Genomic DNA, 13698 nt, shown 5'->3' on the forward strand with positions numbered 1-13698 from the left:
GCATCCGGGCTCCGCCCCGTGGTCGACCGCGGCCAGCGCACCGCTCCGGCGCTCCGCCCGATGCGCGGCCCGCGGCCCGCGCACGGCTACGGTGTCGACGTGGATGCACCGAGCGACCCCAGGCCAGGCGAGACGATCCCGGACGACCGCGGTCGCACCGGTCTCGACGCGGTCGGCCGTGCCCTCGACCGCAACCCGGACGTGGTCGTCCGCGACGTCGAGGTCGTGTCGAACGGGTGGCACGTGCTGCGCCGGACCACCCTGGACGTCCGCCGTCGGGACGGCCGGTGGGACCGTCAGCAGCGCGAGACCTACGACCGTGGGAACGGTGCGACGGTGCTGCCCCTCGACCCGGACCGCGGCACGGTGCTGCTCACACGGCAGTTCCGCTGGCCCGCGTACGTCAACGGCCACCCGGACGGCATGCTCGTCGAGGCCGCGGCCGGACTGCTCGACGAGGACGACCCCGACACCGCGGTCCGACGCGAGGCGGCAGAGGAGCTGGGGGTCCGACTCGGCGCCCTCACGAAGGTGTTCGACGCGTTCATGAGCCCCGGTTCCGTCACGGAACGGGTGCACGGCTACGTCGGCGACTACTCGCCGGCCGATCGTGTGGACGCCGGGGGAGGGCTCGAGGACGAGGGGGAGGACATCGAGGTGCTCGAACTCCCGCTCGACGAGGCGCTGGCGATGGTCGAGGACGGGCGGATCGCGGACGGCAAGACGATCATGTTGCTGCAGTGGGTGGCACTCCGACGGCGCTCGCACGCCTGAGACGCGCGCTTGAGCGCCAGCGCGCCCACGCACCACCCGCCCGCCCGCACCCGAGACCGACGGTCAGGCGCTCGCCCGCCACACCACCTCGGTCGGCAGGACGAGTCCGTTCGGACCCGCGTCGGAGCCGGCGATCTGCTCGAGGACCTGCCGCGCGGCGTGCTCGCCGAGGGTCTTCGCCGGCTGCCGGACGGTGGAGAGCGGCGGGTCGCACCGGAGCGCCCACGCGCTGTCGTCGAACCCGACGACGCCGACGTCGCCGGGGACCGACCGACCGGCACGCTGCAGCACGTCCATCGCCCCCGCGGCGACGGCGTCGGACGCGGCGAACACGCCGTCGATGTCCGGCGCGCGGTCGAGCAGTTCGCGCATGCCCTCGACACCGGCGGTGTAGCTGAAGAGGGGGTTCCGCGCGACGAGCGACGGGTCGAACCGGTCGCCGAGTGCGGCCTCGAAGCCCGCGAGGCGGTCCTGTCCGGAGTCGCGGTCCAGACCGGACGCGAGCATGCCGATGCGGCGTCGACCGGTGGCCACCAGCCGCGCGGTGATCTGCTCGGCCGCGGCCCGGTTGTCGATCGCGATGTACGAGGTGTTCGGCGCGTCGGAGGGGTGGCCGACGAAGCACGCGGGCAGGCCGATCTCCTCGATGGCCCGGGTCACGGCGTCGCCGTCGCGGGCGGAGAGCACGATCGCCCCGTCGACGAACCCGCCGCGGAGGTACTCGACCACGCGTTCGTTGTCCCGCGCGGAGTCGACCATGATCGTGACGAGCTGCTGGTCCGCCTCGGAGAGCACGGTGTTCGTGCCGATGAGGATGTTGCCGATGTTCGGGTCGTCGAGCACCTGGACGGACGGTTCGTGCACGATCAGCGCGACGGCACCGGACCGGCGGGTGACGAGGCTGCGGGCTGCGGCGCTGCGGACGTACCCGACGCGGCGGACGGCTTCCTGCACTGCCTCCCGGGCCTTCGGCGAGACGTACGGCTCGTCGTTGAGGACGCGGGAGACGGTGCCCCGGGAGAGGCCGGCCTCGTCGGCGACGTCCTGGATCGTGGCGCGGGAACGGGCGGCACGGACGTCGGACATGCGGCAAGCGTACTGACCGGGCAGCGAGCACCCGGCGGAGGCCGCGGTCACGCGACCGCGGTGTCGGTCACGTGACCGCGGCGTCGGTCACGCGTGGTGTCGCGGCTCCGGTGCGAGCGCGGTGCCGTCCAGACCGACCGCGCGGGCGATCGTCGCGCGGACCAGGTCCTCGCGGGTGGAGCGGTCGAGGTAGTCGACGAGGGCGTACCCGTTCGTGGCGTCGACCAGGGCGAACAGCAGCCGACCGACCGCGTCGGGGTCCTCGGTGCGCAGGACGCCGGTGCGGACGCCGTCGCGCACGATCTCGGTCGCCAGTGCCTGCCAGTCGTCCATCACCGCGCGGGCGGCCGAGGCGAGCCCCGGGTTCGTCCGACCGATGCTCCACGCGTCCGCCCAGAGGGTCGCGACGTCGTCCCGGTCGGGGTCGGCGATGCACGCGAGGAGCGTCCGGAGCCGGGCGACCGGATCGGGCTCGGCGGTGACGATCGCCCGGACCTCGTCGACCTCGGCGCTCGCGACGGTGCGGAACGTCTCGCCGACGAGGTCCGCGGTGCTCGGGCGGTAGTGGGCGACGAGCGACGGGGCCACGCCGATCGACGCGCCCACACCGCGCAGGGTGACCGCGGCGAGGCCCTCGGACCGGGCGACGGCGATCGCGGCGGCGGTGATCTGGGCGTCGCGTTCGGCCGGGCTGAGGCGCCGGCGGGCCGGGGTCGTCGGCACGGTCCCAGCGTAGGGGGCCGACGGATCCGACGGACGGGTCCGGGTGGTGCCGGCCGTCACGCGCCCTCGACCACGAACGCCGCCCACAGGTCCGCCCGGGTCGCGAAGACGGACAGGTCCCGTTCGAGCAGCCGTCCGGCGTGCTCGACCCGGGCGCGGGCGGTGTGCCGGTGGACCCCGAGGGCCTGCGCGGTGCGGTCGTACTCGCAGTTCTGCTCGAGCCAGGTGCGGACGGTCCGGGTCAGTTCCGAACCGGTCGTGCGGTCGTGGTCGAACAGCGGCGCGAGGACGGCCCGGGCGACCGCGCCGGCGTCGACGTCCACGTGCGCGAGGTGCGCGAGGACACCGTCCCGGGCGAGGTCGCCGAACTCGGTGATCCCCGGGCGCCCCTCGCGGCGACGGTCCAGCGCCTGCACGGCCTCGGTCCGCGCGCGGCCGAAGTACCGGTACGAGGCGCCGTCGGAGAGTCCGGCGTGCAGGTCGTACCGCGTCACGAGTTCCTCGACGACCGCGGTGTCGTCGGCGCCCACGCACAGGAAGAGGGCGTCGTCCACGGCGAAGAACAGGCGTCCGGGACGGTCCTGCACCCAGAGCTCGAGCAGGTCGACCACGGTGTCCAGGTCGTGGTCGGCGACGTCGAGGGCGGCGATCCGGACGGGCTCCGCCGGCAGCGGTCCCCAGACCTCCCGGGACGTGGTGTCCACGACGGCGGGGTCGCCGACCGACAGCATGGTGAGCAGTCCGGTCCGCAGGAGCCCCCTGGCCCGGGCGAGCTCGCGGTTCTGCTGCAACGCGAGGCCGGCGAGCGCGATCACGGCGGTGACGACCTCGCGCCCGGCCCGGTCGAGTGCGCCGCCGTTCGCGATGGCGAGCACGCCGCTGAGGTGCCCGCCGCTCCCGAGGGTCTGCAGCGTGAACCCGGTGCGGTGCTCGGTCGTCACGGGCAGGCTCGCCCGCTGTCCGGCGCGGAGGAGCCGGAGCGACTCGGTCCGGAGCAGCTCGACGTCGGCCTCGGTGATCCCGTCGACCGGGTGGCCCCGGTCCAGGCGGCCGGACACGTCGAGGAGGCCCACCCACCCGTCCAGCTGGCGGGAGAGCTCGGCGATCGTGGCGCCGAGGCCGTCCGGTCGCATCGCCGCGAGCGAGATGGCCCGCTGTGCGGCGAGGGCCCACGCGTTGCGGGCGTTGGCGTCGCGGGCGACGGCGTCGGCGTTGGCCTGCGCGACGGCGATGAACGAGGTCTCGTAGGGCACCTCGAACAGCGGCAGCCCCGATGCCGCGCACGCGTCGACGAGCTGCGCGGGCGTGCCGGCGCGCACCACCTCGGTGCCGAACCCGAGCGCCACGACCCCGCGCCGCCGGAGCCGGGCGACGTACTCCTCGGCGAACGCGGCGGTCACGTCGGTCTCCGTCCCGAACTGGGTGCCCGTCGTGAGCAGGCCCTGGCCGTCGGCGAGGAACGGCGTCGGGTCGTCGAGGTCGGAGCTGTGCAGCCAGGACAACGGCGCGTCGAGGGCGTCCGAGCCGGCGCCGGTCAGGAGCCGCAGGTGGAGGTCGGCTCGGTGCAGGAGGGAGCGCAGTGTCGCGGGCATGGACGCAACCTATCCGCTGCGTCGATCTCACTGCTCCCGGGTGTACACGACGGACAGTGGGTGCCGCAGTCGGACGCTCCTACCATCGCGGCATGTCCTCCACCGCTGCACCCTCGATCAGCGCCGCCGCGGGCGGCCCCTCGCTGCCCCAGGAACGGCGGCTCGTCACCGAGGTCCCCGGGCCGCGCTCCCGGGCGCTCTTCGAACGCAAGGCCGCGGCGGTCGCGGCCGGCGTCGGGGTCGCCGTGCCGATCCACGTCGTCGCCGCGGGCGGCGGTGTGGTCGTCGACGCGGACGGCAACTCGCTCATCGACCTCGGGTCCGGCATCGCCGTGACGAGCGTCGGGAACGCGCACCCCGCCGTCGTCGCCGCGGTGCAGCAGCAGGTCGCCGCGTTCACGCACACCTGCTTCACGATCGCCGCCTACGACGGGTACGTCGAGGTCGCCGAGGCGCTCAACCGACTCACCCCGGGGGACCACGAGAAGCGGACCGCACTGTTCAACTCCGGCGCCGAGGCCGTCGAGAACGCGGTGAAGATCGCGCGCAAGCACACCGGTCGGCAGGCCGTCGTGGTGTTCGACCACGCCTACCACGGCCGGACGAACCTGACGATGGCGCTCACCGCGAAGAACCAGCCCTACAAGAACGGCTTCGGTCCCTTCGCGCCTGAGGTCTACCGGGTGCCGATGTCCTACCCGTTCCGCGACGGTCTCACCGGGCCGGAGGCGGCGAAGCGGGCGATCAGCCAGATCGAGAAGCAGGTCGGCGCCGAGAACACCGCAGCGGTGCTCATCGAGCCGATCCAGGGCGAGGGCGGCTTCGTCGTCCCCGCCCCCGGGTTCCTCGCCGCCCTGTCCGAGTGGACGACGGCGAACGGCGTCGTCTTCATCGCGGACGAGGTGCAGACCGGCTTCGCCCGCACCGGCGCGATGTTCGCGAGCGAGCACGAGGGCATCGTGCCCGACGTCGTCACCACGGCGAAGGGCATGGCCGGCGGCCTGCCGCTCTCGGCGGTGACCGGCCGTGCGGAGATCATGGACGCCGCCCACGTCGGCGGCCTCGGCGGCACGTACGGCGGCAACCCGGTCGCGTGCGCCGCAGCACTCGCGGCCATCGACGCCTTCGAGCACGACGGGCTCGTCGAGCGGGCCGACGCGATCGGCGCGATCCTGCTCGACCGCCTCCGGACCGCACAGACGACGGACCCGCGCATCGGCGACGTCCGCGGCCGCGGCGCGATGGTCGCGATCGAGCTCGTCGACCCGGCGACGGGCGACGCCGACCCCGCACTCACCGGACGGGTGGTGCGGTACGCGTACGAGCACGGCGTGATCGCACTTACCGCGGGCACGTACGGCAACGTCCTCCGCTTCCTCCCGCCGCTCGCGATCGACGACGCGCTCCTCGGCGAGGGCATCGACGTCGTCCTGGAAGGACTGGCAGCAGCATGACCACCACCGCTCCCACGACGGCATGGCCCACCGTCCCCGACGCGACCGGACCAGCAGCCGAACAGGCCGTCCTCGACCGGGTCCCCACGGGCCTCCTGGTCGACGGCACCTGGCAGCAGGCGGCCGACGGCGCGACGTTCCCGGTCGTGGACCCGGCGACCGGAGCGACGCTCCTGCGGATCGCCGACGCCACCCCCGCCGACGGCCGACGGGCCCTCGACGCGGCGCACGCCGTGCGCAATGCCTGGGCGACCACGCCGCCGCGACAGCGCGCCGAGGTCCTGCGCCGCGCGTTCGACCTGCTGCAGGAACGCCGCGAGGAGTTCGCGCTCCTCATGACGCTCGAGATGGGCAAGCCGCTCGCCGAGGCCCGCGGCGAGGTCGCCTACGGCGGCGAGTTCCTCCGCTGGTTCTCCGAGGAGGCCGTCCGCGTCGGCGGCTCGTACGGCACCAACCCCGAAGGCACCGGACGTGCGATCGTCACGCACAAGCCCGTCGGCCCGGCGTTCCTCATCACCCCGTGGAACTTCCCGCTCGCGATGGCCACCCGCAAGATCGCGCCGGCGCTCGCCGCGGGCTGCACGGTCGTGGTGAAGCCGGCGGAGGCCACCCCGCTCACCACGCTGCTCTTCGCCGACCTGCTCCTCGAGGCGGGCGTGCCGGCGGGTGTCGTCAACGTCGTGCCGACCACGCACGCCGCGGCCGTGTCCGAACCGGTCATCACCGACCCGCGGCTCCGCAAGCTGTCCTTCACCGGGTCCACCCCGGTCGGCCGGACCCTGCTCGCCCAGGCGGCGACGACGGTCCTCCGGACGAGCATGGAGCTCGGCGGCAACGCCCCGTTCCTGGTCTTCGAGGACGCCGACCTCGACCTCGCGGTCGACGCCGCGCTCGCCGCCAAGTTCCGGAACACCGGGCAGGCCTGCACGGCCGCGAACCGGTTCCTCGTGCACGAGGACGTCGCCGAGGAGTTCGCCCGCCGGGTCACCGAACGCGTCGCGGCGATGCCGGTCGGCCGCGGCACCGAGGACGGCGTCGCGATCGGCCCGCTCATCGACCAGCGCGCCGTGGACAAGGCGCACCGCCTGGTCACCGACGCCCTCGAACGCGGTGCGACGCTCCTGGCCGGTGGCCACCCGGTCGAGGGGGCGGGCACGTTCTACGCGCCCACCGTGCTGACGGACGTGCAGCCCGGCAGCGACCTGCTGCGCGACGAGATCTTCGGACCGGTCCTGGCGATCCGAACGTTCCGCACCGAGGACGAGGCGGTGACCGCGGCCAACGACACCGAGTACGGTCTCGTCGGCTACGCGTGCACGTCGGACGCGGCTCGCGGGCAGCGGCTCATGGAGCGGCTCGAGACGGGCATGCTGGGTCTCAACACCGGCGTCGTGTCGAACGCCTCCGCCCCGTTCGGCGGGGTGAAGCAGTCCGGCCTCGGTCGGGAGGGCGGCGGCGAGGGCATCGCCGAGTACCTCGAGACCATGTACACGTTGACCCCGGACCCGTTCCGGTCGACCGAAGGAGCAGCACGATGATCGAGAAGGACGTCGTCATCATCGGCGCCGGCGTGACCGGACTCACGGCGGCGAACCGTCTGGTCGCCGAGGGGAAGACCGTCGCCGTGCTCGAGGCCCGCGACCGCGTCGGCGGCCGCACGTGGACCAACGACATCGAGGGCGTCACGCTCGAGATCGGCGGCCAGTGGGTGTCGCCCGACCAGACCGCCTTGCTGGAGACACTCGACGAACTCGGACTCGAGACCTACGACCGCTACCGCGAGGGCTCGAGCGTCTACGTCGACGAGCACGGCACCCGCACCGAGTACACCGGCGACATCTTCCCGCTGCCGGAGGCCACTGCCACCGAGATCGAACGGCTCGTCACCGTCGTCGACGAGTACGTGGCCACGGTCGACCCCGCGCACCCGTGGGACGCGCCCGGTGCCGCCGCGCTCGACGAGACGTCCTTCCGCGCCTGGCTGCACACGCTGAGCGACGACCGGGTCGCGACCGACAACGTCGAACTGTTCATCGCCGGCGCCATGCTGACGAAGCCCGCGCACGCGTTCTCCGCGCTGCAGGCGCTCCTCATGGCGGCCTCGGCGGGCAGCTTCTCGAACCTCGTCGACGCCGACTTCATCCTCGACAAGCGCGTCGTCGGCGGGATGCAGCAGGTCTCCGAGCGGCTCGCCGACCGGCTCGGCGCGGACGTCCACCTCGACGCGCCGGTCCGCACGCTGCGCTGGGACGAGGACGGCGTCGTCGCGATCGCCGACGGCGGCCTCGAGGTGCGTGCCCGGCAGGCACTCGTGGCCGTGCCGCCGCCGCTGTACTCGCGCATCTCCTACGAGCCGCCGCTGCCGCGCCGCCAGCACCAGCTCCACCAGCACCTGTCGATGGGCTTCGTGATCAAGGTGCACGCCGTCTACGACCGACCGTTCTGGCGCGGCGCCGGGCTGTCCGGCACCGCGTTCAGCCCGTACGAGCTCGTGCACGAGGCCTACGACAACACCTCGCACGGGTCGGAGCAGGGCACGCTCGTCGGGTTCGTCTCCGACGTGCACGCCGACGACGTCTTCGCGCTGTCCGCCGAGGAGCGCAAGGCGCGTGTGCTCGCGTCCCTCGCGCACTACTACGGGGACGACGCGCTCCGGCCGGTCGTCTACTACGAGAGCGACTGGGGCACCGAGGAGTGGACCCGCGGCGCGTACGCGGCCAGCTTCGACCTGGGCGGACTCGTCCGGTACGGCGCCGACCAGCGCGCGGCCGTCGGACCGGTCCGGTTCGCGTCGAGCGACCTCGCCGGGCACGGGTACCAGCACGTGGACGGGGCGGTCCGGATCGGCCGCGAAGCGGCCGCCGAGATCCTCGCCGCCCTGCCGCAGCCGGCGGTGCACTAGACCGGGACGGACGGGAGGCACGGCGCCAGCAGGAGCCGTGCCTCCAGTCCGTCAGTCGGTCGCGCGGACGGGCTCCCCGGTGTCCGGGTCCCAGCCGACGACACGCTGTTCGCGCGGCCGCCGCGTCGGGCGCGGCCCGGTGCGCGGGAAGAACGGCCGGGCCGAGGGCAGGTAGGGCAGGACGGCGGCGACCGCGCCGGCGAGACCGGCCACGGTGCGGAGGTCGTACGGCGGGATCAGCACGCCGACGAACCCGACGGCCCCGAGGACGGCCATCCAGAACCGTGCGCGGGCCGATCCACGACCGACGCGGATCGCGCCGTACGCGAACCAGGCCCCGATCCCGACACCGATCGCCGCGGGCACGACCAGCCAGGGTCCGTCCGTCGGGACGGTGCGGACCAACCGGACGACCGTCGCGACGAACTCGCCCGCGAACACCACCAGCCACACGGCGACGGCGACGGTGACGACGGCGGGCCGGGCCCGCGACGGTGCAGTGATCACCTGAGGATCGTAGAGCGTGCCGGGGCGTCCGTCACGATGATCCGCTCCGCGGCGTCCCGGGCGGCCCGTGCCCACGGTCGTGACGGGTCCGCCTGTGCGCTCGCCATCGCGCCGTCGTAGAGCAGGCAGAGCTGCAGGGCGGTCGACTCGGCGTCGGGGTGCCCTGCCTCGGCGAGCAGTGCCGCGAACAGCCCGCGGACCCAGTCCCGGTGTTCGATCGTCACGTCGTGCGTCGGGTGTCCGGCACCGTACTCGGCCTCGACGTTGATGAACGGGCAGCCGCGGTACCCGGGCTCGTCGAACCACTCGCCGAGGAGGTCGAACACCGCCGTGATCCGCCCGCGTGGGGTCTGGGCACGCTGCGGGAGCACCGCGGCCACGTGCTCCTGCCACGATCGGCTCCGGCCGCGGAGGTACCCGACGACGAGGTCGTCCTTCGTGCGGAAGTGCGTGTAGAGGCTCGCCTTCGAGATGTCCGCCTCGGCCGCCACCTGGTCGACGCCGACGGCGTGGATGCCCTGCTCGTAGAAGAGCCGGTCCGCCGTCGCGACGGCGCGCTCGTACGCGGGGCGGCGGCGGGTCTTCGGAGCGGTCTCGTTCGGCATGGATTGACTTTACCAAACAGATCTGTACAGTTACCAGCACCAAACCGAACTGATCTGTTCAGATAGGACATCGACCATGACCAAGACCGCCCTCATCACCGGCGCCACCAGCGGCATCGGCCGCGCCACAGCCGAACTCCTCGCGACCCGAGGCCTGCACGTCGTCGTCGCGGGTCGGAACGCCGAGCGGGGTGACGCCGTCGTCCAGGGCATCCGCGCGGCGGGCGGGACCGCGGACTTCGTCTCGGCTGACCTCCGGGACGAGGCGAGCGCGAAGGACCTCGCCGCCCGGGCGCTCGAGCTCGGAGGAGGCCGGATCGACGTCCTCGTGAACAGTGCCGGGATCTTCCCGTTCGGGCCCACCGCCGCCACCAGCACCGAGGGGTTCGACGAAGTGTTCGACGTGAACGTGAAGGCCCCGTACTTCCTCGTCGCGGCGCTCGCACCCGGGATGGCCGAGCGCGGCGAGGGATCCGTCGTCAACGTCACGACGATGGTCGCCGAGTTCGGCGCCGCCGGCATGGGACTGTACGGCGCGAGCAAGGCGGCGCTCGTGCTGCTGACCAAGTCGTGGGCGGCCGAGTTCGGCCCCGCCGGCGTGCGGGTGAACGCCGTCAGCCCCGGACCGACCCGCACCGAGGGGACCGCGGCGATGGGCGACGGCCTCGACCAGCTGGCGGCTGCCGCCCCGGCCGGACGTCCGGGGACGGCCGACGAGGTCGCGCAGTCGATCGTGTTCCTCACGTCCGACGCGGCGTCGTTCGTGCACGGCGCAGTGCTGCCGGTGGACGGTGGGCGGATCGCCGTCTGAGACCGGTCGGGAGCCGGACGGGAGGCGCGCTGCGGGCCGGCACCGTGCCTCCCGTCCGACGGCCCGCCACCGACGACTCGGTCAGCGTCGTCGACTCCGGGGGCGAGCCGGCCGAGCCCCGGGAGACGCCGGGCGTCAGCCGATGCGGATGAGCTTCTTGTTGACGAACTCGTCCGCGCCGAGCGGGCCGAGCTCCCGACCGAAGCCGCTCGCCTTGACGCCGCCGAACGGGAGTTCCGGGCTGTCCGCGCCGACGATGTTCACGTAGACCATCCCGGCCTCGATCCGGTCGGCCACGCGCATGGCCTGGTCGGCGTCGGTCGTGAACAGGTAGGAGCCGAGGCCGTACGGGGTGTCGTTCGCGAGTGTGACCGCGGCGTCCTCGTCGGCGACGCGGTAGACCGCCGCGACCGGGCCGAAGAACTCCTCGCGGTAGGCGTCGTTCTCCGGCGTGACGCCGGTCAGGACGGTCGGCGTGAAGGCGTTGCCGCGTCGTTCGCCGCCGGTGACCACCGACGCTCCCTGCTCGCGAGCGCTCGACAGCTGGTCGGCGAGCCGGTCGGCGGCGGCCGGGGACGACAGCGGGCCGAGCTCGGCCCCGGGCGTCGTCGGGTCGGTCGGCTCGACCGCGGACATCGCCGCGGTGAACTTCGCCAGGAAGTCGTCGTACAGGTGGTCGGCGACCAGGAAGCGCTTCGCGGCGTTGCAGACCTGCCCGTTGCCCTCGAGGCGGGTGGCGACGGCGGACTCGACCACGGCGTCCAGGTCGTCGGTCGACAGCAGGATGAACGGGTCGGACCCGCCGAGTTCGAGGACGACCTTCGTGAGGTTCCGGCCGGCGATCTCGGCGACCGCGGCACCGGCGCGGGCGGACCCGGTGAGCGAGACGCCCTGCACCCGGGGGTCGGCGATGACGTCGGCGACCTGGTCGTTCGTGGCGAAGACGTTCGTGTAGGCGCCCTCGGGGAACCCGGCGTCGCGGAAGACCGCCTCGATCGCGAGCGCGGACTCCGGGCACTGCGGTGCGTGCTTCAGCAGGACGGTGTTGCCGATGAGCAGGTTCGGTCCGGCGAACCGGGCGATCTGGTAGGCGGGGAAGTTCCACGGCATGATGCCGAGCAGCACGCCGATCGACGACTTGCGGATGAGCGCGCTGCCCGCGCTGCCGTCGGCCAGGGTGATGGGCTGGTCGGCGAGGAACTCCTCGGCGTGGTCGGCGTAGTAGTCGTAGATGTCGGCGCAGAAGTCGACCTCGCCGACGGCCTGGTCGATCGGCTTCGCCATCTCGCGCACGATCGTCGCGGCGAGGTCGTCCCGGCGCTCCCGGTACAGCTCGGCGACGCGGTGCAGCAGTGCCGCACGGTCCGCCACGGTGCTGGTCCGCTCGCGGTGGGCTCGGTCCGCGGCGTCGATCGCCGCCCGGAGCTCGTCGTCGGTGATCGTCGGGAAGGTGTCGAGCACCTCGCCCGTCGCCGGGTCGGTGACGGCGTAGACGGTGGCGGTGTCGGTCATCGTGTCTCCTGTGCGTACTGGTCGGTCAGCTGCTTGTTGACGCCCGTGACGGGCTGGTTCTCGTCGAAGCCCCTCGGCTGGATCCGGAACCCCTTCGTGATGACGAGCAGGTACACGAAGCCGATCGCGGCCCACACCCCGCCGGCGATGAGCGCGTCGGCGTGCAGCTGAGACCAGAGAACACCGGTCAGCAGCATCGCGACACCCGGGAGCACGATGTACGTGAACCGGTCGCGTGCGGTGTGGCGGCGACCCTCGCGCCAGGCGAAGTGCACGATCACGGTCAGGTTGACGAACGTGAACGCGATGAGGGCGCCGAAGTTGATGTACGACGAGATCGTGTCGAGCGAGAACGTCATCGCGAGGAGCGTGACCGCCCCGACGATCACGACGTTGGGGACGGGCGTGCGGGTACGGGGGCTCACGTACCCGAACACCCGCTTCGGCAGCACGTTGTTGCGGCCCATCACGAGGAGCATCCGCGCGACGCTGGCGTGCGAGGCGAGCCCGGACGCCAGTGCGGCGACGAACCCGGCGGCGACCAGGATCGCCTGGAACACCTTGCCGCCCACGAGCAGGCCGATCTGGGGGAGCGGGTCGTCGGTGAACTCGCCGAACGGGGCGTTCGTCGGGAAGCGCAACTGGGCGAAGTACGCCGACACCAGGAAGATCAGGCCGCCGAGGAGCACGGTCAGCAGGATCGCCTTCGGCATGATCCGGACGCTCTTCGCCTCCTCCGTGTACATCGTCACCGCGTCGAACCCGATGAACGAGAAGCAGACGACGGTCGCACCCGTGAGCAGCGCGGACATCGTGACCCCGTCGTGCACGAAGGGCTCCGCGCTCACGACCGTGCCCGCGCCGGCCCCGTGGACGAGTTCGATCACGGCGAAGACCACGAACGCGATCATCGCCAGGATCGCCCCGACCAGCAGCACCATGTTGAGGTTCGACGTGCCACGCATCGACAGGCAGATCACCGTCGTGACGAACAGCGTGTAGACGACCACCGTCACCCACGCCGGCATCGACGGGAACACCTGCTCCAGGTACAGCCGGATGATGAGGGCGTTGACCATCGGCAGGAGCAGGTAGTCGAGGAGCGACGCCCAGCCGACCATGAAGCCGGCGTTCGGGTGGATCGACTCCCGTACGTACGTGTACGCCGAACCGGCCGCCGGGTAGACGCGGACCATCTTCCCGTAGCTCACCGCGGTGAGGAGCATGATCACCAGCGCGATGAGGTACGCGCTCGGCACGGCGCCGTCGGTCTCGCCGGACACGATGCCGAAGGTGTCGAAGACGACGGTCGGCGTCATGTACCCGAGCCCCAGGCCGACGATGGAAGCGAGGCCCAGACTGCGTCGGAGCGACCCGCCGCGCGACGGGGTGGCCGGGGCGGTGACCGCGGTGGGTGATGCCATGGGGAGTTCCCTCCTGCTCGCGACCGGAGCCGCGGGGCCGAGGTCCGCGCGGCGGTGCGTGGACCGTGTCGGGTGGACCGGTGCGCCGACGATACCGAGCGGGACGACCCGGTCAGACCCGCCACGGAGTCCACCGTCCGAAGCCCGGCTGTACGCCGTGTCGATTGCCCGAGCGCGGGCGGTGCGACGCCTGGACGTGACCCCGAGAACACTCAGGCCGCGGTGCGATCCCGCGGTCCGTTCCCGGCCGGCTTCCCTACGATCGGCCCGTCACGACCGACGTCGTGGCGGAGGACGGGCCTGACGCC

At 72.8% G+C, this 13698-nt stretch carries 12 protein-coding genes; 5 read left to right on the top strand and 7 right to left on the bottom strand.

Going from position 1 to position 13698, the window contains the following annotated elements; genetic code table 11:
- Positions 1-60: 60 nt before the first annotated feature.
- Positions 61-774 carry an NUDIX domain-containing protein gene (locus ACRQ4B_RS03085; protein ID WP_439694345.1) on the top strand — a complete coding sequence of 238 codons (714 nt, stop codon included), beginning with the start codon at positions 61-63 and terminating at the stop codon, positions 772-774.
- 63 nt (positions 775-837) lie between these two features.
- On the opposite strand, the gene ACRQ4B_RS03090 is transcribed toward ACRQ4B_RS03085, so the two are convergent.
- The 3 genes from ACRQ4B_RS03090 to ACRQ4B_RS03100 all read right to left on the bottom strand — a co-directional run bounded on the left by ACRQ4B_RS03090 (position 838) and on the right by ACRQ4B_RS03100 (position 4175).
- On the bottom strand, positions 838-1860 hold the full coding sequence (locus ACRQ4B_RS03090) for a LacI family DNA-binding transcriptional regulator (RefSeq protein ID WP_439693220.1): 1023 nt from the start codon (positions 1858-1860) through the stop codon (positions 838-840).
- 87 nt (positions 1861-1947) lie between these two features.
- Positions 1948-2583, bottom strand: coding sequence for a TetR/AcrR family transcriptional regulator (locus ACRQ4B_RS03095; RefSeq protein WP_439693221.1), 636 nt, complete (start codon positions 2581-2583; stop codon positions 1948-1950).
- A 56-nt stretch (positions 2584-2639) separates the two neighbouring features.
- Positions 2640-4175 carry a PucR family transcriptional regulator gene (locus tag ACRQ4B_RS03100; protein WP_439693222.1) on the bottom strand — a complete coding sequence of 512 codons (1536 nt, stop codon included), beginning with the start codon at positions 4173-4175 and terminating at the stop codon, positions 2640-2642.
- Between the two features lie 92 nt (positions 4176-4267).
- Here ACRQ4B_RS03100 and gabT point away from each other — a divergent pair, with 92 nt between their 5' ends.
- From gabT to ACRQ4B_RS03115, 3 genes are read left to right on the top strand one after another with little or no spacing between them, the layout of a single operon-like run.
- A complete protein-coding gene (gene gabT, locus ACRQ4B_RS03105) occupies positions 4268-5629 on the top strand; it encodes a 4-aminobutyrate--2-oxoglutarate transaminase (protein WP_439693223.1) in 1362 nt (453 codons plus the stop codon).
- Positions 5626-7167 carry an NAD-dependent succinate-semialdehyde dehydrogenase gene (locus ACRQ4B_RS03110; protein ID WP_439693224.1) on the top strand — a complete coding sequence of 514 codons (1542 nt, stop codon included), beginning with the start codon at positions 5626-5628 and terminating at the stop codon, positions 7165-7167. The genes gabT and ACRQ4B_RS03110 overlap by 4 nt, the downstream gene beginning before the upstream one ends.
- On the top strand, positions 7164-8531 hold the full coding sequence (locus ACRQ4B_RS03115; RefSeq protein WP_439693225.1) for a flavin monoamine oxidase family protein: 1368 nt from the start codon (positions 7164-7166) through the stop codon (positions 8529-8531). Before ACRQ4B_RS03110 ends, ACRQ4B_RS03115 begins: the two co-directional genes overlap by 4 nt.
- Before the next feature lie 51 nt (positions 8532-8582).
- On the opposite strand, the gene ACRQ4B_RS03120 is transcribed toward ACRQ4B_RS03115, so the two are convergent.
- On the bottom strand, positions 8583-9038 hold the full coding sequence (locus ACRQ4B_RS03120; protein ID WP_439693226.1) for a hypothetical protein: 456 nt from the start codon (positions 9036-9038) through the stop codon (positions 8583-8585).
- Positions 9035-9643 (bottom strand): TetR/AcrR family transcriptional regulator, encoded by a 609-nt coding sequence (locus tag ACRQ4B_RS03125; RefSeq protein ID WP_439693227.1) that lies wholly within the window; start codon positions 9641-9643, stop codon positions 9035-9037. Before ACRQ4B_RS03125 ends, ACRQ4B_RS03120 begins: the two co-directional genes overlap by 4 nt.
- A 76-nt stretch (positions 9644-9719) precedes the next feature.
- Here ACRQ4B_RS03125 and ACRQ4B_RS03130 point away from each other — a divergent pair, with 76 nt between their 5' ends.
- Positions 9720-10454: an SDR family NAD(P)-dependent oxidoreductase gene (locus ACRQ4B_RS03130; protein WP_439693228.1), complete on the top strand. Its 735-nt coding sequence runs from the start codon at positions 9720-9722 to the stop codon at positions 10452-10454.
- Between the two features lie 135 nt (positions 10455-10589).
- Here ACRQ4B_RS03130 and ACRQ4B_RS03135 read toward each other — a convergent pair whose 3' ends face one another.
- Together ACRQ4B_RS03135 and ACRQ4B_RS03140 are read right to left on the bottom strand one after the other, a co-directional pair.
- The gene (locus tag ACRQ4B_RS03135; RefSeq protein ID WP_439693229.1) at positions 10590-11966 is read right to left on the bottom strand and encodes an NAD-dependent succinate-semialdehyde dehydrogenase; all 1377 of its coding nucleotides are present in this window, start codon (positions 11964-11966) and stop codon (positions 10590-10592) included.
- Positions 11963-13390, bottom strand: coding sequence for an APC family permease (locus ACRQ4B_RS03140; protein ID WP_439693230.1), 1428 nt, complete (start codon positions 13388-13390; stop codon positions 11963-11965). Before ACRQ4B_RS03140 ends, ACRQ4B_RS03135 begins: the two co-directional genes overlap by 4 nt.
- Positions 13391-13698: the final 308 nt, after the last annotated feature.

This window comes from Curtobacterium sp. SP.BCo (genome assembly GCF_051903265.1).
GTDB lineage: Bacteria > Actinomycetota > Actinomycetes > Actinomycetales > Microbacteriaceae > Curtobacterium.

Coding starts and splice junctions, on each gene's coding strand:
- ACRQ4B_RS03140 (WP_439693230.1), bottom strand. CDS start 13,390: ATGGCATCACCCACCGCGGTCACCGCCCCGGCCACCCCGTCGCGCGGC.
- ACRQ4B_RS03085 (WP_439694345.1), top strand. CDS start 61: ATGCGCGGCCCGCGGCCCGCGCACGGCTACGGTGTCGACGTGGATGCA.
- ACRQ4B_RS03110 (WP_439693224.1), top strand. CDS start 5,626: ATGACCACCACCGCTCCCACGACGGCATGGCCCACCGTCCCCGACGCG.
- ACRQ4B_RS03090 (WP_439693220.1), bottom strand. CDS start 1,860: ATGTCCGACGTCCGTGCCGCCCGTTCCCGCGCCACGATCCAGGACGTC.
- ACRQ4B_RS03135 (WP_439693229.1), bottom strand. CDS start 11,966: ATGACCGACACCGCCACCGTCTACGCCGTCACCGACCCGGCGACGGGC.
- ACRQ4B_RS03115 (WP_439693225.1), top strand. CDS start 7,164: ATGATCGAGAAGGACGTCGTCATCATCGGCGCCGGCGTGACCGGACTC.
- ACRQ4B_RS03100 (WP_439693222.1), bottom strand. CDS start 4,175: ATGCCCGCGACACTGCGCTCCCTCCTGCACCGAGCCGACCTCCACCTG.
- ACRQ4B_RS03125 (WP_439693227.1), bottom strand. CDS start 9,643: ATGCCGAACGAGACCGCTCCGAAGACCCGCCGCCGCCCCGCGTACGAG.
- gabT (WP_439693223.1), top strand. CDS start 4,268: ATGTCCTCCACCGCTGCACCCTCGATCAGCGCCGCCGCGGGCGGCCCC.
- ACRQ4B_RS03130 (WP_439693228.1), top strand. CDS start 9,720: ATGACCAAGACCGCCCTCATCACCGGCGCCACCAGCGGCATCGGCCGC.